Source organism: Streptomyces neyagawaensis, from assembly GCF_023516595.1.
In the GTDB taxonomy this organism is placed as follows: domain Bacteria; phylum Actinomycetota; class Actinomycetes; order Streptomycetales; family Streptomycetaceae; genus Streptomyces; species Streptomyces neyagawaensis.
Genome location: NZ_JAMGBG010000011.1, coordinates 76,270 through 94,061, shown reverse-complemented (window position 1 = coordinate 94,061; position 17,792 = coordinate 76,270). Strand labels below are relative to the sequence as shown.

General features: G+C 69.3%; 16 protein-coding genes. 4 read left to right on the top strand and 12 right to left on the bottom strand.

Annotation, left to right across the window (positions count from 1 at the left end; all coding sequences use genetic code 11):
- Positions 1 to 294: 294 nt before the first annotated feature.
- Positions 295 to 786 carry a hemerythrin domain-containing protein gene (locus tag M8J73_RS06890; RefSeq protein WP_055538827.1) on the top strand — a complete coding sequence of 164 codons (492 nt, stop codon included), beginning with the start codon at positions 295 to 297 and terminating at the stop codon, positions 784 to 786.
- 297 nt (positions 787 to 1,083) lie between these two features.
- On the top strand, positions 1,084 to 2,184 hold the full coding sequence (locus tag M8J73_RS06885) for an NAD(P)/FAD-dependent oxidoreductase (protein WP_055538828.1): 1,101 nt from the start codon (positions 1,084 to 1,086) through the stop codon (positions 2,182 to 2,184).
- Positions 2,185 to 2,258: 74 nt separating this feature from the next.
- Here the strand turns inward: M8J73_RS06885 and M8J73_RS06880 are convergent, their stop codons facing one another.
- Positions 2,259 to 3,380, bottom strand: a complete 1,122-nt coding sequence (locus tag M8J73_RS06880) for a hypothetical protein (protein WP_206187837.1) — start codon at positions 3,378 to 3,380, stop codon at positions 2,259 to 2,261.
- Positions 3,381 to 3,644: 264 nt separating this feature from the next.
- Here M8J73_RS06880 and M8J73_RS06875 point away from each other — a divergent pair, with 264 nt between their 5' ends.
- Positions 3,645 to 4,094: a DUF1931 family protein gene (locus tag M8J73_RS06875; protein ID WP_055538834.1), complete on the top strand. Its 450-nt coding sequence runs from the start codon at positions 3,645 to 3,647 to the stop codon at positions 4,092 to 4,094.
- Between the two features lie 103 nt (positions 4,095 to 4,197).
- Here M8J73_RS06875 and M8J73_RS06870 read toward each other — a convergent pair whose 3' ends face one another.
- The 11 genes from M8J73_RS06870 to M8J73_RS06820 all read right to left on the bottom strand — a co-directional run bounded on the left by M8J73_RS06870 (position 4,198) and on the right by M8J73_RS06820 (position 14,969).
- The gene (locus tag M8J73_RS06870) at positions 4,198 to 4,590 is read right to left on the bottom strand and encodes a DUF2267 domain-containing protein (RefSeq protein ID WP_055538829.1); all 393 of its coding nucleotides are present in this window, start codon (positions 4,588 to 4,590) and stop codon (positions 4,198 to 4,200) included.
- A 234-nt stretch (positions 4,591 to 4,824) separates the two neighbouring features.
- A complete protein-coding gene (locus M8J73_RS06865; protein WP_055538830.1) occupies positions 4,825 to 5,322 on the bottom strand; it encodes an Hsp20/alpha crystallin family protein in 498 nt (165 codons plus the stop codon).
- A gap of 62 nt (positions 5,323 to 5,384) precedes the next feature.
- Positions 5,385 to 7,166 (bottom strand): FAD-dependent oxidoreductase, encoded by a 1,782-nt coding sequence (locus M8J73_RS06860; RefSeq protein ID WP_055538831.1) that lies wholly within the window; start codon positions 7,164 to 7,166, stop codon positions 5,385 to 5,387.
- On the bottom strand, positions 7,166 to 7,429 hold the full coding sequence (locus tag M8J73_RS06855; protein WP_055538832.1) for a UBP-type zinc finger domain-containing protein: 264 nt from the start codon (positions 7,427 to 7,429) through the stop codon (positions 7,166 to 7,168). The genes M8J73_RS06860 and M8J73_RS06855 overlap by 1 nt, the downstream gene beginning before the upstream one ends.
- 6 nt (positions 7,430 to 7,435) lie before the next feature.
- Positions 7,436 to 7,894 (bottom strand): thioredoxin, encoded by a 459-nt coding sequence (trxA, locus tag M8J73_RS06850; RefSeq protein WP_249828347.1) that lies wholly within the window; start codon positions 7,892 to 7,894, stop codon positions 7,436 to 7,438.
- Complete coding sequence (clpB, locus tag M8J73_RS06845; protein WP_055540506.1) at positions 7,891 to 10,530, bottom strand: ATP-dependent chaperone ClpB; 2,640 nt, start codon at positions 10,528 to 10,530, stop codon at positions 7,891 to 7,893. Before clpB ends, trxA begins: the two co-directional genes overlap by 4 nt.
- Positions 10,521 to 10,928, bottom strand: a complete 408-nt coding sequence (locus tag M8J73_RS06840; RefSeq protein ID WP_055540505.1) for a chaperone modulator CbpM — start codon at positions 10,926 to 10,928, stop codon at positions 10,521 to 10,523. Before M8J73_RS06840 ends, clpB begins: the two co-directional genes overlap by 10 nt.
- On the bottom strand, positions 10,928 to 11,884 hold the full coding sequence (locus M8J73_RS06835) for a DnaJ C-terminal domain-containing protein (RefSeq protein ID WP_055540504.1): 957 nt from the start codon (positions 11,882 to 11,884) through the stop codon (positions 10,928 to 10,930). Before M8J73_RS06835 ends, M8J73_RS06840 begins: the two co-directional genes overlap by 1 nt.
- Before the next feature lie 6 nt (positions 11,885 to 11,890).
- On the bottom strand, positions 11,891 to 12,508 hold the full coding sequence (locus M8J73_RS06830) for a nucleotide exchange factor GrpE (protein WP_055540503.1): 618 nt from the start codon (positions 12,506 to 12,508) through the stop codon (positions 11,891 to 11,893).
- 9 nt (positions 12,509 to 12,517) lie between these two features.
- Positions 12,518 to 14,428: a molecular chaperone DnaK gene (gene dnaK, locus M8J73_RS06825; RefSeq protein WP_055540511.1), complete on the bottom strand. Its 1,911-nt coding sequence runs from the start codon at positions 14,426 to 14,428 to the stop codon at positions 12,518 to 12,520.
- A 52-nt stretch (positions 14,429 to 14,480) separates the two neighbouring features.
- Positions 14,481 to 14,969: a general stress protein gene (locus M8J73_RS06820; RefSeq protein WP_055540502.1), complete on the bottom strand. Its 489-nt coding sequence runs from the start codon at positions 14,967 to 14,969 to the stop codon at positions 14,481 to 14,483.
- A gap of 218 nt (positions 14,970 to 15,187) precedes the next feature.
- On the opposite strand from M8J73_RS06820, the gene M8J73_RS06815 reads away from it, so the two are divergent.
- Positions 15,188 to 16,909: a PucR family transcriptional regulator gene (locus tag M8J73_RS06815; protein ID WP_079055021.1), complete on the top strand. Its 1,722-nt coding sequence runs from the start codon at positions 15,188 to 15,190 to the stop codon at positions 16,907 to 16,909.
- Positions 16,910 to 17,792: the final 883 nt, after the last annotated feature.

Genomic DNA, 17,792 nt, shown 5'->3' with positions numbered 1-17,792 from the left:
ACGGCGCGAGATGCCTCACTCCCGGGCGTTGAACGAGGGGGGTGCGGGACGCGGTCCGTGGCTCCGGCATGCCTCTGCGGGTCGTTCACCCGGATCAGGTGCAACGGCGCGGCCGGCGGCTTGCGATGCGGAGTACCGGCGGCATGCCGCTCGGGTCCCCGTCGACCCTCGACGCGAAACGAGCACACGCGCATCAATCAGGAAAATCTTGATGCAGACAGTCCTGCTGAACACCAGTGGACGGGGTAGCAGGATCTCGGCAAGGTCCCCCGTACGAATGTGAGGCCTGTTCCCATGGCAGAGACACGAGACGTCGTTGAACTCATTCTTCAGGACCACCGGAAGATGGAGGAGCTCTTTCGCCTGATGCGCAGCGTCGAAGCCGACCGGGCCGCCGCTTTGCGGGAATTCTCCGATCTGCTGATCGCGCACGCACTGGCGGAAGAGGCGAAGGTCTATCCCGCGCTCAAGCGCTACAAGAAGATCGACGACGAAGAGGTGGAACACGGCGAGGAGGAGCACGAGGAGGGCAACAAGGCACTCCTGGAACTCCTGGAAGTCGACGAGGTGGGCTCCCAGGAGTGGGACGAGAAGCTGGAAGATCTCGTTCAGGCCGTCACCCACCACGCCGACGAGGAGGAGCGCACCATCCTCAACGGGGCGCGCGAGAACGTGGCCATGGAGCGCCGCGAGGAACTGGGCGCGGCGTTTGTGGAAGAGCGCGAGCGTCAGCTGAAGGAAAGCTGCGGCGCCGTCGACAACGTGCGCCGCATCGTCAGCTCCTGACCGCAACCCGTGCCACTCCCCCGGACGGTCGGCGCTGGGAGGAGGCGGCCGTGACCTTCCGGTTCCCGCGCAGTTCCTTCCCGGGTGCAGGTCGGTCAGGGCCGCCGTCCGAGGTGGCCGCTTGACTTATTACAGACCGGTGTGACGCTGGAGAAGAGGCGGTTCCGCCGCCGTATCGCGTAAAGCCTGGCAGCGCCGCCCATCGGGTCCGACAACCCACCAGTTCGCGGCGGCGACAGATGACCTGACCCCTGCTCCGTAGAGGGAAGTCTCCGGGACGCGAAGTGAGGCGATCCAATGGACCGGGCTCCCGATGTGGCCGTGATAGGAGCCGGCATCGTCGGACTCTGCACCGCCTACGCACTGGCCGAACGGGGAACGACGGCGCGGGTCTACGAAAGCGGCGTTCCAGGCCACGGGCAATCCGGTGGCGAGTCCCGCGTATTCCGTCACGCGCACGACGATCCCCGCCTGGTTGAATTCACCCGGCAGGGCCGCGCCGTCTGGGACGAGTGGGCCGACCGGTTGGGCGCCGAACTGATCTCCCGGGACGGCGTGGTCGCCCTGGGCAGTCCCGTTCCTGGGAGACTTCGCATTCTGCAGGATGCCGGCGGCATACGGGTCCGGACCGTGGACAGCGACGAGCTTCAGGCCGGCATGCCTCTGCTCGCGGAGTACCGCGGTCCCGCGATGCTTGATGAGGACGGCGGTGCCATCCGCACCCGTGTCGCGGTCCAGTGCCTGGCCGACGCACTGGGTGACTCTGTGGTCACCGACGAGGTCCTCTCGCTGCGTCCCACGGGCCACGGCACGGTGGAGGTGCTCAGCACCGTCGGCCGCGAAGAGTACGCGAGCGCCGTGGTGTGCGCGGGCTTGGGCACCGCCCGGCTGGCACGCAACGTGGGGCTTTCGCTCCCCATACGGTCGGCAGCCCACGTCCGCCTCACCTTCCAGGTCAGAGGAGCGCCTCCGGAACGGGTCGCCTGTCTGCAGGACAGCAGCGGCGACTTCGGGGAGGTCGGCGTCTACGCAGCCCCCTACCCGGGCAACAGCCGATATGCGGTGGGCCTCAGCCAAGCGGTCGAGGTGCGGGAGGACGGCAGCGTCGTGGACCCCGGAGCACTGGCGGCACTCAGCGACCGCGCCAGCGCGTACGTCTCCCGCGCATTGCCCCGTCTCGACCCCGAGCCCGTCGAGTACCTGCACTGCTGGGTGACAAGCCTGCCGTGGAGCGAAGACGGCATAGCGGTCTGGGAAGCCGACAGGATCCTTTTCGCAGCCGGGCACAACCTCTTCAAACAGGCACCTCGACTGGGACGGGCATTGGCCGGCGCGGCCATGGCCGAAAAACTGGAGGAGAACCTGCGTCCGTCGGCAACCCTCGGCCGGCCCCGCTGAACGCCCCAGCAGTCGGGACCTTGTCGCCGGACGCCCTGCAGTACGCCCCCGGCCGCGTCGCCGGGCACCATCCTTTAGCCATCTTGGCCGTTCTGAAGCTTGCGGCGGCGTTCCTGCTCGCGCTTGGAGTAGGCGGCCGCCCGAATCGCCTCGTCGCTCTCCAAGCCTGATCCCAGTGCGCCGCCCACGGTGGCGACCGAAGCGACGAACCAGGCCAGCGTCAAGTACTCCTCGGCGTGCAGCGGGGTGCGCGTCATGGAAGCGAACACTTGGTCGTTGAGGATGAACATCGCCCACAGCCAGTTGATGAGCATCAAACCCACGTAGCAGACGAGCACCCCGATACCCACGGTCGCGACCGTCGAGGCGTTGTACAGCCGCGCCTTCTGCCTCGCCTCCGGCGAGCTCTCCGCTGATCGATGCCACAGGTCCGCGTCTATGATCAGCCAGCCGATCATGATCGCGACAGATCCGACGGTGGCGATCACCAGGCGTGGCGTACTGAGGGACGCGGCCAGGTTCCAGACGGTGGAGTTCACGGTGGCGACTGCCCCCGTGGCGAGCGCGGCCGCCAGCGCTTTCGACAAGCCCGGCACCAACAGCCACGGCCGGTTGGCGCGGACCATACCGGCGAGCACTCGCAGGTAACCGCGCGGCCCGCTGGCGACGTACCGAAGATCGTCGGTCTCCCTCTCGCCGGTTCGGCCCGGATGAACAGGCGCGAGACGCTTGACGGAGGCTCCCGGAAGCGGCTGACCTCCTGGAGGCCCTCCAGCACCAGTGGTTGGCGGACCCGCCATGCCGAGCACGGCTTCTTCGACTGCCCGCCGGGCCCTCGTCTGGAGCCGCAGGCATCCCAGTGAAGGAAGAGAGAGCAGCGCCAAGCCGTGTTCGTGATTCAGGTTCACAGCGAGCCTGCGCCCGTTTGAGTGCAGTGGGAGGTCGGTGAGGGCCACGACGATGTCCCAGTTCTCCGCACTCCCACGGTCCATGATCCGGCGCATCAAAGTGGGCGGGTCTTCCGCCCCTGCCGTGAAGGGCTCACTGACCACCTCGACGTCGAACCGTCGCCCCTGGCCCGACTTGTCGGCGAGCCGAGCAGAAAGTGTCCGGGCCATGCGCTGCGCGATTTCCGTAGGCGTGAACGGATCCGCCAGGAGAGCCACGACCGTAACGTCCTGAGAGGACACCTGCATGGCTGGACCCTCCTCATCGGCTGCCCCGCCGATCCCGAGTGCCCACAGACGCCGCCGGGGTAACGTCGACGCCGCGTGACACGGTCGGGCCCCGCCTGCGGGTGCAACGACCCCGGGCAGTCGGTCACCTAGGCCTGGCAGGGCAATACGGAGAGGCTAATTGGGCCCGGCGTGCGCATGCGTTCGCGTGTCCGCGTCGGCCAGGCTGACTGGGAAGCCCAGGGGCCGGGAGCCACCCGGGTCCCGCAGCCGGAGGTTGCCACCATGACCGTGATGTCCATCGCCAGGTTCGAGAAGTTCTTCCGTGCGGCCGCAGGACTGGACGTCGACAAGAACGATCTCAAGCGATACAGCGACTTCGTCGACGCCAAGCTCTACGATCTGCTGACCGTCGCCCAGGCCACTGCCAAGGCCAACGGTCGCGACGTCATCCGGACCTCTGACCTACCGATCACGAAGGGCCTGCAGGAGAGCATCCACCGTTTCCGGAAGATCGACCAGGAAGTGGAACTCAAGCCGATCCTGGAACAGCTCGCCACCCATCCCGCTCTGGACCGGACGCCCGATGAGGAGACCGAGGCGGCCTATCCGGACATCATCGGCGGACTCAGTCTGGCCCTTGCCCAGAGTTTCAAGATCATCCACCCTGACCTGAAGAATCCCCAGACTCAGCACTGGGACGAGGCTCGAGCGGTCTTCGACCTCCTGCTGTGACCGGTGACCGTGCCGGCCGGCGGCGGATGGTCCTACCGCCGCCGGGCGTCGTGGAGCTGAACCGGCGCACCTGTCCACGTGCGCCGAACCGACGTCCTTGAGTTCAGTCCGCGAGGTCGGGCTTGCCGAACAGGACCGCGTAGCTGGAGGGGAGTTGACTGATGATCTGATTCAGTTCTCCTCCAGTGACAGCGTCGGCAACGGTGGTCAGGACCGCACTGGCGTCCCACTGCGCCGTTCGCGGCCGGGCATTGGTGCGCTCGGCGACCCGGCGGTAGAACTCCTCGATCCCGAAGCTCTGCGCGTGCTGCGGCGTGGCACGGTCCAGAACCTGTCCCAGCGGGCCGGGCATCTGGGATGCGAGGTCCCTGACCTCTCCCGGGCTGATCCGTTGGGCCAGCACTTCCAGCACGGCGTTGGTGACGTCCGCGGCTTCATCCTGGTCGTTGTACTCGCCTCGCTCCCGTACACGCGCGAGGAATCCGTCGTATTTCATCGCTGCCTCCTTCTGCCGCGGTCACCGCTGGTCATGGGGGTCGCCCGAGGCGCTGTCGAGTCAGCCGCGTCCGTCCGTCACGTCGGCGCGTAGCCGCCGCTGGCAGGGCTCTTGGCCCTGGACTCAGAGAGGGAGGCAAGCGTCAAGCACGGGCCTTCGACCGCGAAGACCGGGGCGGCTTCGCCGGCCCGGCCGCGGTGCCGGACGGGGGTCCGGGACCGCGGCGTTCGCGTCTCAGCCGCTGCTACCGGTGCTTTCACTCTTATTGCTGATCTCGACATGCCGGGGCTTCGCGACCTCGGCCTTGGGGACGGTGATGGTGAGCACCCCGTCCGACATCTGCGCATTGATCTTTTCGGTGTCGACCTCTCCGGGCAGCCGCAGCCGGTACTCGAAGGCTCCGGTGCGCCGTGTGCTCCGGCGCAGGACGCCTTTGCGTTCCTTCTCCTTGATCTCTCCGGTGACCACCACCTCCTGACCGTTCGCTTCGACGTCGATGTCCTTGCTCTTGACGCCGGGGAGTTCGATCTCGATGTGGAAGGCGTCGTCGGACTCAGTGACATCCGCCAGGGGTGTCCACGCGACTGCGGTAGCCGCGCCTCCCACCGTCGATTCCATCAGTCCGCTCATCTCGCTGAGGAGCTGGTCGAACTCCATCAGCGGATTGCGTGCCCAGCCACCTGGCCTGGCCTGCATTGCGGCACCTCGGTGGTGCCGGACGGGCGTGGCCATTCCCATCGCCTCCTTCTCCTTCTCGTGTTCTCCTTCTCGTGATCTCGTCGCCCGCTGGGGTGTCATGCGAGCCAAGCGGACTCCTTCCGACGGGTGTGCGGGGAGCTGTCGGTGCCGCCGGGCGCGGCCGTGCGGCCCAGGTAGCGGTGCACGAAGTGGATGCTCATCGCGCCTTCGCCGACCGCGGAAGCCACGCGTTTCACCGAGCCGCTGCGGACGTCGCCGGCGGCGAAGACGCCAGGCAGGCTGGTCTCCAGCGTCAGGCAGTCGCGGCCCTGGCTCTGCCAGACTTCGGGAACGGAGCGGGCCTGCGCCTCCGTGCCGGTGAGCACGAAGCCGCGCGCGTCGAGGGCGAGCGCGCCCGACAACCACTCGGTGTGGGGGTCGGCGCCGGTGAAGACGAACAGGGCCCGCACCGCGAGCTGCCGATGCTCGCCCGTACGGTGGTCGACCACGGTGACCGCCTCCAGCACCTTGTCGCCGAGTGCCTCGGTCACCTCGGTGTGCAGCAACACGCTCACCCGCGGGTGGCGCTCGACCTGATCGATCAGGTAGCGGGACATGTGCGCCTCAAGACTCGGCCCACGGACGAGCAGATACACCCGCGGTGCGTACCGGGCCAGGAAGAGTACGGCCTGGCCCGCGGAGTTGCCGCCCCCGACGACGGCCACCGGGTCGGTGCGGCACTGCTGGGCCTCGTAGACGGTCGCCGAATAGTGGACGCTCGTTCCCTCCAGGCGTTCGACACCGGGCACATGGAGGCGGCGGTAGCGGGCGCCGGTGGCCAGGACGACGGTGCGGGCGGTGATCTCGCTGCCGTCGGCGAACCCGACGGCGTAGTGGCCGTCCCGCGGTTCGAGACGGGCCGCCTCCACCGGAACGCTGATCCTGGCGCCGAACTTGTCGGCCTGGAGCACGGCGCGGTCGGTGAGTTCGGCGCCGGAGATGCCGGAGGGGAAGCCGAGCAGATTCTCGATGCGGGACGACGTCCCGGCCTGGCCGCCGGTGGCCATCGCCTCGACCAGGGTCGTACTGAGCCCTTCCGAGGCTGCGTTCACCGCGGCGGCGAGGCCGGCGGGTCCGGAGCCGACGATCAGGAGATCGCCATGATGGTTTCCTGCGGGCAGCGAGGGCAGGCCGATGAGCCGGGCCAGTTCCGCGTTGCTGGGGTTGCGCAACAGAGTGGTGTCCCGCCAGATGACGAGCGGTGTCTCCTCCGGGCCGACGCCGAAGCGGCGCAGCAGCGCCTCGGCCTCCTCGTCCGTCTCCAGATCGATCCAGCGGTACGGCAGCCGGTTGCGGGCGGCGAACTCACGCAGCCGCCGGGTGTCGGGCGAATAGCGCGAGCCGACGATGCGGAAACCGGCGCCCTGGCCGACGAGCAGGGCACGGCGGCCCAGGCAGGCGCGCAGCACCAGATCGCCGAGGACGGAGTCCCGGGCCACCAGGTCACGCAGCTGATCCATGGACAGGGCGAGGACCTCACCGGGGTCCCTGACCGTAGCGGTGTAGAAGGCCACCTGCCCGTTCAGAAGGCCGAGTTCGCCGATGAAGCGGCCGGGGCCGTGCACGCGCAGCAGACGTTCGTCGGGCGTGCCGTAGTCCTTGACGACGGCGACCGAGCCGCTGAGGACGACGTAGAACGTCTCGCACCTCTCCCCCTCCCGGATCAGCACTTCGCCGGCGTCGACTTCGCGCCGCCGACCACGCTGCGCCAGGCGGTCGATCTGATCCTCCGACAGGCGCGGATAGGCGCCGTAGATGTCGGCGGTCTCGAAGGGGACGCTCTCCTGCGTCTCGTCCGGCACCTGCGCTGCGCTCGGCCGCGTCCCGTCGCCGGACATCAGACGAACGCCTCGTGCACGAAACACCACCGCCAGTCCTCACCGGGCTCCAGCGACGCCGCAATCGGGTGGCCGTCGGCGGCGGCGTGACGGCGCGCGTGCCGGTTCGGTGAGGAATCGCAGCAGCCGACGTGGCCGCAGGTCAGGCAGAGCCTCAGGTGGACCCACGCGGAGCCGAGCAGCAGACACTCCTGGCACCCTTCGGGGGTCAGTGGCCTGACCGGCCGGACGAGCGCGAGGTGGGGGTCGGTTCGTAGGGTCATGGCTGATCACCCTTTCCCGGCCGGTTCGCGGCCCGCGATCGACTGCTCCACCCACCGCCGCAGGGCTGGGGCGGGTGCGGCGCCCGCTTGCCGGGCGATGGTCTGTCCTTTGTCGAGGACCAACAGTGTCGGTACCGCCTGGACCTCGAACCGCTGCGCCAGGCGTGGGTTCTTGTCGATGTCGACCTTGACCAGTTTGATCTTTCCCGCGAGATCGGTGGCGACCTTCTCCAGCGCGGGGCTCACCATGCGGCAGGGTGCGCACCAGGTGGCCCACAGGTCGACGACGACGGGCACGGTGGCCTGCTCGACGACCTCGGTGAAGTCGTCGTCGCCCGCGTCGGCCGTCCACGGCAGCGGCTGCTTGCAGTTGCCGCACGTGGGGCGGCCCTCGGCGGCCACGGGTACCCGGTTGGTGCGCCCGCAGTGCGGGCAGGTGACGTTGGTGGCCTGCACGGTACTCATGCCGCCCTCGCTCCCTTCGTGTCCTCGGGCTGGTCGTAGGTGACCACCAGCTCTCCGTGCTCGGCGTCGACGCGGACCGTCGCGCCGTCCTGTACGTCGCCGCGCAGCAGGGCGCGCCCGACCAGGGTCTCGACCTCGTGGGAGATGTAACGCCGCAGCGGCCGGGCCCCGTACACCGGGTCGTAGCCCTGGTGGGCGATCAACTCACGGGCTGCCTCGGTGAGTTCAACGGTGATGCGGCGCTCGGCGAGGCGGCGGCGCAGTTCGTCGAACTGCAGCTCCACGATCCGCTCGATCTGCCTCTCACCGAGCGGCTTGAACAGCACGATGTCGTCGACGCGGTTGAGGAACTCGGGGCGGAAGTGCCCGCGCAGCTCGCCCATCACCAGGGCGCGGGCGTCCGGCTTGATCTCACCCTCGGCGGTGGCGCCGTCGAGGAGGTGCACGGAGCCGATGTTGGACGTCATGATGATCACGGTGTTGCGGAAGTCGACGGTGCGGCCCTGGGCGTCGGTGATGCGGCCGTCGTCGAGGATCTGCAGCAGGGTGTTGAAGACATCGGTGTGCGCCTTCTCGATCTCGTCGAACAGCACGACCGAGTACGGCTTGCGGCGTACGGCCTCGGTGAGCTGACCGCCCTCCTCGTAGCCGACGTATCCGGGCGGGGCCCCCATCAGCCGGCTGACGGTGTGCCGCTCCTGGTACTCGCTCATGTCGAGGCGGACCATGTTCTCCTCGGAGTCGAACAGGGCCGCCGCGAGGGTCTTGGCCAGTTCGGTCTTCCCGACGCCGGTCGGGCCGAGGAAGATGAACGAGCCGATGGGCCGGCGAGGGTCGCGGATGCCGGAGCGGGCGCGGATGATGGCGTCGGCAACGAGCTTGACGGCCTCGTCCTGGCCGATGACGCGCTCGCGCAGGATCTCGTCGAGGCGCAGCAGCTTCTCGCGTTCGCCCTCCTGGAGGCGGGCGACGGGAACGCCGGTCCAGGCGGCGACGATCTCGGCGATCTCGTCCTCGGTGACGACCTCGCGCAGCAGCCGGTTCTGCCCCTGTTTGGAGGCCAGTTGCTCCTCCTCGGCCTTCAGCCGGCGTTCCACGTCCTGGAGGCGGCCGTAGCGGAGTTCGGCGGCGCGGTTGAGGTCGTAGGCACGTTCGGCCTCCTCCGCCTCGTGCCGGACCTGTTCCAGTTCCTGGCGCAGTTCCTGCACGCGGCGGATCGCCTGCCGTTCGGCCTCCCACTGGGCGTGTTTGGCGTCGGCCTCGCCGCGCAGGTCGGCGAGTTCCTTGCGCAGTTCCTCGAGGCGGGTCTTGCTCGCGGGGTCGGTCTCCTTGGAGAGGGCGGCCTCCTCGATCTCCAGACGGGTGACGCGGCGGGTGATCTCGTCGAGTTCGGCGGGCATCGAGTCGATCTCGGTACGCAGCCGGGCGCAGGCCTCGTCAACGAGGTCGATGGCCTTGTCGGGCAGGAACCGATCGGTGATGTAGCGGTGGCTGAGGGTGGCCGCGGAGACCAGTGCGGTGTCCTGGATCTTCACGCCGTGGAAGATTTCCAGGCGCTCGCGCAGTCCGCGCAGGATGGAGATGGTGTCCTCGACGCTCGGCTCGTCGACCAGGACCTGCTGGAAGCGGCGTTCGAGGGCGGCGTCCTTCTCGATGTGCTTGCGGTACTCGTCGAGGGTGGTGGCGCCGATCATGTGGAGTTCGCCGCGGGCGAGCATCGGCTTGAGCATGTTGCCCGCGTCCATGGCTCCTTCGGCGGCGCCCGCGCCGACGACGGTGTGGAGTTCGTCGACGAAGAGCAGGATGTGCCCCTGGGCTGCCTTCACCTCGGACAGCACGGCCTTGAGGCGTTCCTCGAACTCGCCCCGGTACTTTGCCCCGGCCACCAGGGATCCCATGTCCAGTGCGAACACGGTCTTGTCGCGCAGTCCTTCGGGCACGTCGCCCCGGACGATGCGCTGGGCCAGGCCCTCGACGATGGCGGTCTTGCCGACGCCGGGGTCGCCGATGAGGACGGGGTTGTTCTTGGTCTTGCGGCTGAGGATCTGGGTGACGCGGCGGATCTCTGCGTCACGGCCGATGACCGGGTCGAGTTTGCCGTCCCTGGCCTCGGCGACCAGGTCGCGGCCGTACTTCTCCAGCGCCTCGTACGCCACTTCGGGGTTGGCCGAGGTCACGCGCTGGTTGCCGCGGATCTGGGTGAGCGCGCTCAGGAACGAGTCCCGGGTGATGCCGTGCTCCTTGAGGAGCCGTCCGGCGGCGGTGGACGAGCCCTCCTCGGCCAGGGCGAGCAGGAGGTGCTCCACGGAGACGTACTCGTCCTTGAGTCGTTTGGCCTCCCGCTCGGCCGCGTCCAGCAGCCGGGACAGCCGCTGGGTGACGAACACCTGGCCCGGCGCCGCACCCGGACCGGTCACCTTGGGCCGGCGGGAAAGCTCCTCACGCACAGCCGCACGGAGTTCCTCGGGCTGCCTGCCCGCCTGTTGCAGCAGCCGCGGGATCAGGCCGTTCTCCTGGTCGAGGAGCGCGAGCAGCAGATGCTCACCGTCAACCTCGGTCTGGCCCATGCGGACGGCGGCGGTCTGCGCCTCCTGGAGGGCTTCCTGTGACTTCTGGGTGAGACGGTTCATGTCCATGGCGGTATGTCACTCCTCGTACCGGCGCGGCGCAGTGCGGCCTCGAGCAGGCTGATGCGGTCCAGCAGATCGAGCACCAGACCGATGGATGCGTAGTTGAGACACAGACCGGAGCGCAGCCGCTGAACGCGGGCGAGAACCGCCGGGGCCCCAGGGTCGAACACCAGATGCCCCGCGGCGTCGCGCTCGGCGTCGACCAGGCCCAGGGCGACGAACCGGCGGACCAGGTCGGGATGGACGCCGGCGCGGCGGGCCACGGTGTCCAGGGAAAGCCTGGGCACGGGGACGAGCGCGTACCGCACGGCCGTGGAGCCGGCGCTCGCCCGTACGGGTTGCCCGCCCGCGTCGGCCCGGGCGGTCCGGCCGCCGGTCGCTGCCCATGAGGGTCGGTCGCTCATCACGTCCTCCTGGGATCGTACGAAGAGGTGGCGGCGAGCTCCTCGAACAGCTCGCGCTCCCGGTCGCTGAGCTTGGGCGGCACCATGACGCGGAGTTCGGCGTAGAGGTTGCCGTCGGCACCGCGCGGGTTCGGCATGCCCTCGCCGCGCAGCCGCAGCCGCCGGCCGCTGGACGAGCCCGCGGGCACGGTGACCTTGGCCGTGGAGCCGCCCGGGGTGGGCACCGGAACCGTCGCGCCCAGCGCGGCCTCCCAGGGGGTGACCGGAAGCTGCACGTACACGTCCCGGCCGTCCAGCCGGAACCGGGGGTGCGGTTGGATACGCACCCGCAGATACAGATCCCCCGCGGCGGCGTCACCACTGCCCCGTCCGCCCTCGCCCGCCAGACGGATGCGCTGCCCGTCGGTGACGCCTGGCGGTACGTCGACCTCGTACCGTCGCGGCTGCCCGGTGGGGCCGGCGAGTGTGACGGTTCGACGGCCGCCCCTGTACGCCTCCTCGACGGTGAGCGGCAGCTCCGCCTCCTGGTCGGCTCCCGGTACACCGCCGGGGGCGCCGCCTGCTCCGAAGAGCGAGCCGAGCAGGTCCTCGATGTCGATGCCCTCCCCCGCGAAGTCGTCGCCGAAGCCGGTGGCGTACCGGACACGGGGGCCGCCCGCGCCCGCCGTCCTCCGAGCGCGGAACCCGCCGCCGGGTCCGGCGCCGGCACCGACCCGCTCCTCCCAGTCCTCGGGGACCCTCCGGAAGTCCTCGCCGAAGCGGTCGTAACGGGCCCGGGTCTTGGGGTCCGACAGAACGCTGTACGCCTCGTTGAGGTCCTTGAAGCGTTCCTCCGCCCCCGGGTCCTTGTTGACGTCGGGGTGGTACTTGCGGGCGAGTTTGCGATAGGCCTGCTGGATCTCGTCCTGGCTCGCGGTCCGTGACACGCCCAGTACCTCGTAGAAGTCCTGTGCCATGACGGGTCACTCCCGCTTCGCGACAGTCACGGCGGCGGGCCTGAGCTGCCGTTCGCCGTCCCCGTAGCCCGGGCGGAGCACCTCGACGACCGTGCCCGGTGGGGCTTCGGGGTCCTGGACGACACCGACCACCTCGTGCCGGGCCGGGGCGAAGGCGACGCCGGTCTCCGCGTGCCTCGGGTAGCCGAGCAGTTCGAGGACGTTCACCGCCTGGTCACGGACCGCCCGGACGCCCTCCACGATCGCGCCGGGGTCGGATCCCGCATGGGTCAGGGCGAGTTCGAGGTTGTCCACGACGGGCAGGAAGGCCGCGGCTGTGCGGGACCGCTCGACCATCCGCTCCCGCTCCAGTTCCCTGACGTGGCGCTTGCGCAGGTTGTCGAGGTCGGCGAGCGCGCGCCGCCAGCGGTCCTCGAGTTCCTTGAGCTCGGCCGTGTGCTCGTCCTCGGACGGGGCGGGGCCACCGGCCGCGTCGGGGCCGGGTTCCTCATCCGTGTCGGGCCCCGCCCCGGCCGGCCGGCCCGAGCGCGGAAGATCCCCTCGAGGCGGACGTACGGCGCCCTCCGGAGCCGGGGCGGCCGGGTCCGGCACGGCCGGGTCGGATTCCCTGGGGTGGATCGGCATGGCGGTTCCTCAGCTCTTGTCGAACTCGGCATCGATGACGTCGTCGTCACCGCCACCGCCGCTCGGGCCGCCCCCGGTCGCACCGTCCCCGGTGGTGTCCTGGTCGGGACCGCCCGTGGTGGCGCCGCCCTGATGCGCCGACAGCCCGGACAGCACCTGCTGGAGTTCGGAGGTCAGGGGCCGCACCCGCTCCACCCCTGCCTCCTCCTTGACCGCCGCCCGGGCATCCGCCACCAGCATCTCGGCGCGCGCCTTCTCGTGCGCGGGTGCGGCGTCGCCCAGCTCGGCGAGGCGCTTGTCGACCTGATAGGCGACGGCGTCGAGCTCGTTGCGGGCGTCGACGGCCTCGCGCAGGGCCTGGTCCTCGCCCTGGTTGCGCTCGGCCTCCTGGACCATGCGTTCGACCTCGCCGCGGTCGAGGTTGGAGCTCTCGGTGATGGTGATGCCCTGTTCCTTGCCGGTGTCCTGGTCTCGGGCCTTGACGTTGAGAATGCCGTTGGCGTCGACGTCGAAAGTGACCTCGATCTGCGGTTCGCCGCGCGGCGCCGGGCGGATGTCGGTGAGCTGGAAGCGGCCGAGCACCCGGTTGTCGGCGGCCCGTTCGCGCTCGCCCTGGAGGACGACGATGTCGACGGCGGGCTGGTTGTCCTCGGCGGTGGAGAAGGTCTCGGTGCGGCGCACGGGGATGGTGGTGTTCCGCTCGATGATCTTCGTCATCACGCCGCCGCGGGTCTCGACACCCAGCGACAGGGGCGTGACGTCGAGCAGCAGGACGTCCTTGACCTCGCCCTTGAGCACCCCGGCCTGGATCGCGGCACCGAGGGCCACGACCTCGTCGGGGTTGACGCTCATGTTGGGTTCCTTGCCGCCGGTCAGCCTGCGCACGAGGGCCTGGACGGCGGGGATGCGGGTGGAACCGCCGACGAGGATGACCTCGTCGATGTCGCTCTCGCCGGCCTTGGCGTCGGCCATCGCCTGCTGGACCGGCTCCAGGCACCGCTCCACCAGATCGCTGGTGATCTGCTCGAACGTGGACCGCATGACCGAGTCGGTGAGGTGCTTGGGCCCCGAGGCATCGGCCGTGATGAACGGCAGGCTGACCTGCGTCTGCGTCACCGAGCTCAGCTCGGTCTTGGCCTTCTCCGCCGCCTCGAACAGGCGTTGCAGGGCCTGCGGGTCCTTGCGCAGATCGATGCCGTTCTCCTTCTGGAAGTCGTCCGCGAGGTAATCCACCAGGCGCCGGTCGAAGTCGTCACCGCCCAGGTGACTGTCGCCCGCGGTGGAACGCACCTCCACCACGCCGTCGCCCACGTCGAGGATGCTCACGTCGAAGGTGCCGCCGCCCAGGTCGAAGACGAGGACGGTCTCGTGCTCCTTCTTGTCCATGCCGTACGCGAGGGCGGCCGCGGTCGGCTCGTTGATGATCCGCAGCACCTCCAGTCCCGCGATCCGCCCGGCGTCCTTGGTGGCGGTGCGCTGGGCGTCGTTGAAGTAGGCGGGCACGGTGATGACCGCCTCCGTGACCCGCTCCCCGAGCTGCTTGGACGCGTCGTCGGCGAGCTTGCGCAGCACCTGGGCGCTGATCTCCTCGGGCGCGTAGAGCTTGTCGCGCACCTTGAAGCGGGCGACGCCGCCCGGACCCTCGACGACGTCGTACGCCACCGCCCTGGCCTCTTCCGAGATCTCGTCGAAGTGCCGGCCGATGAACCGCTTCGCCGAGTAGATGGTGCCCTTGGGGTTGAGGATCGCCTGGCGCCGGGCCAGCTGGCCCACCAGCCGTTCCCCGGTGTCGGTGAAGGCCACCACGGACGGTGTCGTACGGTTCCCCTCGGTGTTGGGCACGACGGAAGGCTCGCCGCCCTCCCACACGGCGATCACCGAGTTCGTGGTGCCCAGGTCGATGCCCACTGCCTTGGCCATGAGGAGCTCCTCCCGGTGCGGCGGCATGCGCCGCAGGTGCGGATCCGATCGTTCATGTATGGGCGGGACGTCCGCCGACGCCGGCGGTTCGCAGCCCGCCGAGAAGCCGTATGGCCTCGTCGGCGACCGCTTCGTCCACGACGACGTCGTACCTGCTGGGCTGCATCGAGCGGACCGAGGCGAAGTCCCGGCGGCCGCCCTGCAGCGCGTGCAGCAGCAGACCGAACAGCGCGCCCACGATCGCCCCGAAAATCAGGCCGTAGAGGGCGACGAGCAGGGCGGAGACCAGCGGGTCCACCCAGTCGAGCAAGCCGAAGAGCCAGCCGATCAGCGCACCGGGAAGGGCGCCGCTCGCCGCACCGTGCAGGGCGGCCCGGCCGTAGTCCATACGTCCGACGACCTGCTCGACGAGGCGGACGTCCTGCCCGATGATGGCCACCCGCTCCACGGGAAACCCTTGGTCCGAGAGGTGGTCTACGGCGCGTTCGGCTTCCTGGTACGTCTCGTACGTGGCAACGGGCCTGCGAGGCTGCTCGGTCATCGCCCAGTCCTTCCTGCCGGTATGCACGGCGGCCCCCGGCACGCCCTAGACTGGCGAACCGAGCAGCCCTACGCCTGCCCCCGGCAGGTCAAAGAACGACAGCGCCCGTCCCCCCGCGAGCACGAGGCGAAAACCCCGAAGACCCCGGGTGAGCCGGTCGCAGAGGGGTACGCGAAGGACGCCCACCTCTCTGAGGACTCGGGAAAGGGAGTGATCCCATGGTGCGGAGCCGTCCGGGGACCCCACGGCCTCGTGTAGAGGGCCTCACCGGCACCTTCCCGGCCCGGGCGACCCGGCCGCCCGGCGAATTGCTGGCAGTCCTCCGCGCCCTGTTCGACACCCGGAACGAGGGCGAGATCCTGCGCCTGGCCATGGACCACGTGTCAGCCGTCGGCCCGTACCGAGCCGAGGCCGGATACCTCAGGGTGAACGGCCAACTGGTCCCCGACCAGCAGGGCGGGCCGAACCAGGCGTCAGGCGTCGACCGGACGGTGCGAGAGCTGGCGGGACAGGACGGCCCCGTGGCGGTTCCCGGCCGGTCAGGGGGCCAGGCACTGGCCCTGCACGGACCCGGTGGACTGCACGGCTACCTCGTGGTGACGTCTCGCTCCCGGCCCACCCATGCCCAGCACTTCCTGCTCGCCACGCTGGTACGCCTCACCGCCGCGGCCCTGTCGGTCGCCGTCGCGCACCGCCGCCAGCAGGAAGACGCGCTGGAGCTGCACCGACTGCGACGAGAACGAGCAACCCTCCAGCAGCGGCTGGTCTCCCTCGCGGTCAAGGCGGGATACCAGCGGGCCGTGCACGACGCACTCACCGAGGCCGCGGCCGCGGGTGGCGGCGAGGAGACCATCACCAGCGCGCTGCATGAGCTCACCGGATTTCCGGTGCTGGTGGAGGACCGCTTCGGCCGACTGCGGTCCTGGACCGGTCCCGACCGGCCCGACCCCTATCCGGAACCGGATCCCGTACGCCATGAAGAGATGCTCCATGAGGTCGCCCGAAGAGGCGGGCCCATGCGCGTCAAGGACCGACTGATCTCCCTGGTACGCCCCCGCGGTGAAGTGCTCGGAGTGCTGGCCCTGGTCGATCCCCAGGGCGACGCCGACGAGTACACCGTGTTCGCTCTGGAGCACGCCGCCACGTCACTCGCCCTGGAACTGTCGCATCTGCGCCATCTGGCGGAGGTGGAGCTGCGACTGCGCCGAGAACTGGTCGACGATCTTCTGGGCGGCACGGACGAGGCGAGCGCGTACGCCCGGTCCGAGGCGTTCGGACACGACCTGCACCGCATCCAGTACGTGGTCGTCGTGCAGTGGAGGAGCCGGGTCGTGGACGACGCTTTCGCGCGGACCGTGGGCCGGGCGGCTTCGGCCGTGGGCATGCCGTCGCTGGTGGCTCGGCGTTCCGACCACGTGGTCCTGGTCGCCGAGGGCAGGCCCGACGACCACGCCCTGTACGAGATGCTCGCCCGGGAGACCGGCACACCGGACGGGACGATCGGGGTGAGCGCCCGCTGCGACACCCCGGACGGCATTCCCGGCCGCTATCAGGAAGCACTGCGTGCCCTGGAGGTGCGCCGCCGGTCGCGAAGCCGGTACGGCACGACGTTCTTCGACGATCTGGGCCTCTACCGCATCCTGGGACCTGGGAACGACCACCAGGAGCTGGAGGGGTTCGTTCGGGAATGGCTCGGACAGCTCCTCGACTACGACGGCCTGCACCGTGCGGCGCTCGTGGAGACTCTGTCCCGGTACTTCGACTGCGGCGGCAACTACGCCGAGACCGCCGAATCCCTCGCGATCCACCGCAGCACGCTCCGCTACCGGCTCCAGCGCATCCGCGAGATCAGCGGCCATGACCTCACGAACGTGGAGGACCGCCTCAACCTCCAGGTCGCGACCCGGGTGTGGAAGATCATGCTGGGCGGACCCGGTTGAGGCGCTCACACGGCCGAATGGGTGTCACACCCGGTGTGACCACAGCCGCTAGGTGTCTCCTGAGCATCAGGTTGACCTGCGCTTTTGCCAACCAGCTTCAGCAGCACGGTGCGCGGGCTGCCGAGGATTCTTGACACATCCGTACAGGCTCATTGATTTTCCAGCCCTGCGCCGGAGAAGGCCCCATCCCGCTCCTTCACTCGTCTGCATCGGCACATCCCCCACCACGGCGTCACCTCGGATCCTCCCCAGGGCGCCGCTGGATCATTCACCCGAGAGCGCTCCGCGGTCCCCTCATGACCAACGACGCTGCTGCTGTGAGCGCACCACCAGACCGGCCGCCCTCCTCCGCTCGGAGTCGCTGCCTTGCAGCACCTCATCCCCGGCCTGGGCGCCTTCCCCTAGACTGTCACCTTTCACTGGAGTGACCGGTGAAGACTCAGCGCGTCGGTACGTCTGCCTGGACCCTTCGACACCGATGCCGCGAATCCTTGCTGGCAACGCCGGGCGCGCTGGCGCGACGGAGATCCAATGACCTCTGCGATGATCTTCGCCCTCCCATCGCACTCTCGGCATGTAAGGCGGAGACGTGGCTCCCCAGCCCGCGCTGCTCGATCACGCGCCAGTTGGCCCATCGAGCGCTGATGTCCCCTGGTCGGACACATCAACACTGCACGATCTCGCCCGAATGCATGCCATTTCCGCTGATGCGGTCGGTCAACTGGTCATGCCGCCGGACTGAAGTGCCCGATGGACTGCGGCATGGTGCTTCGGGCGGACGATCATGTTCTCTGGTGGAGGCTCTCGCTCAACCGTTCCGTCTGCGCTTCCGAAGCGTCAACGGCAGTGTCGAACACATCCCGGACCATCTTCTGCTGACCGA

Excerpts from the sequence above, each read along its gene's own strand:
- M8J73_RS06820 (WP_055540502.1), bottom strand. The coding sequence starts at position 14,969 with ATGACCGAGCAGCCTCGCAGGCCCGTTGCCACGTACGAGACGTACCAG.
- dnaK (WP_055540511.1), bottom strand. The coding sequence starts at position 14,428 with ATGGCCAAGGCAGTGGGCATCGACCTGGGCACCACGAACTCGGTGATC.
- trxA (WP_249828347.1), bottom strand. The coding sequence starts at position 7,894 with ATGAGTACCGTGCAGGCCACCAACGTCACCTGCCCGCACTGCGGGCGC.
- M8J73_RS06830 (WP_055540503.1), bottom strand. The coding sequence starts at position 12,508 with ATGCCGATCCACCCCAGGGAATCCGACCCGGCCGTGCCGGACCCGGCC.
- M8J73_RS06890 (WP_055538827.1), top strand. The coding sequence starts at position 295 with ATGGCAGAGACACGAGACGTCGTTGAACTCATTCTTCAGGACCACCGG.
- M8J73_RS06885 (WP_055538828.1), top strand. The coding sequence starts at position 1,084 with ATGGACCGGGCTCCCGATGTGGCCGTGATAGGAGCCGGCATCGTCGGA.
- M8J73_RS06840 (WP_055540505.1), bottom strand. The coding sequence starts at position 10,928 with ATGAGCGACCGACCCTCATGGGCAGCGACCGGCGGCCGGACCGCCCGG.
- M8J73_RS06870 (WP_055538829.1), bottom strand. The coding sequence starts at position 4,590 with ATGAAATACGACGGATTCCTCGCGCGTGTACGGGAGCGAGGCGAGTAC.
- M8J73_RS06815 (WP_079055021.1), top strand. The coding sequence starts at position 15,188 with ATGGTGCGGAGCCGTCCGGGGACCCCACGGCCTCGTGTAGAGGGCCTC.
- clpB (WP_055540506.1), bottom strand. The coding sequence starts at position 10,530 with ATGGACATGAACCGTCTCACCCAGAAGTCACAGGAAGCCCTCCAGGAG.
- M8J73_RS06855 (WP_055538832.1), bottom strand. The coding sequence starts at position 7,429 with ATGACCCTACGAACCGACCCCCACCTCGCGCTCGTCCGGCCGGTCAGG.
- M8J73_RS06880 (WP_206187837.1), bottom strand. The coding sequence starts at position 3,380 with ATGCAGGTGTCCTCTCAGGACGTTACGGTCGTGGCTCTCCTGGCGGAT.
- M8J73_RS06875 (WP_055538834.1), top strand. The coding sequence starts at position 3,645 with ATGACCGTGATGTCCATCGCCAGGTTCGAGAAGTTCTTCCGTGCGGCC.
- M8J73_RS06865 (WP_055538830.1), bottom strand. The coding sequence starts at position 5,322 with ATGGCCACGCCCGTCCGGCACCACCGAGGTGCCGCAATGCAGGCCAGG.
- M8J73_RS06835 (WP_055540504.1), bottom strand. The coding sequence starts at position 11,884 with ATGGCACAGGACTTCTACGAGGTACTGGGCGTGTCACGGACCGCGAGC.
- M8J73_RS06860 (WP_055538831.1), bottom strand. The coding sequence starts at position 7,166 with ATGTCCGGCGACGGGACGCGGCCGAGCGCAGCGCAGGTGCCGGACGAG.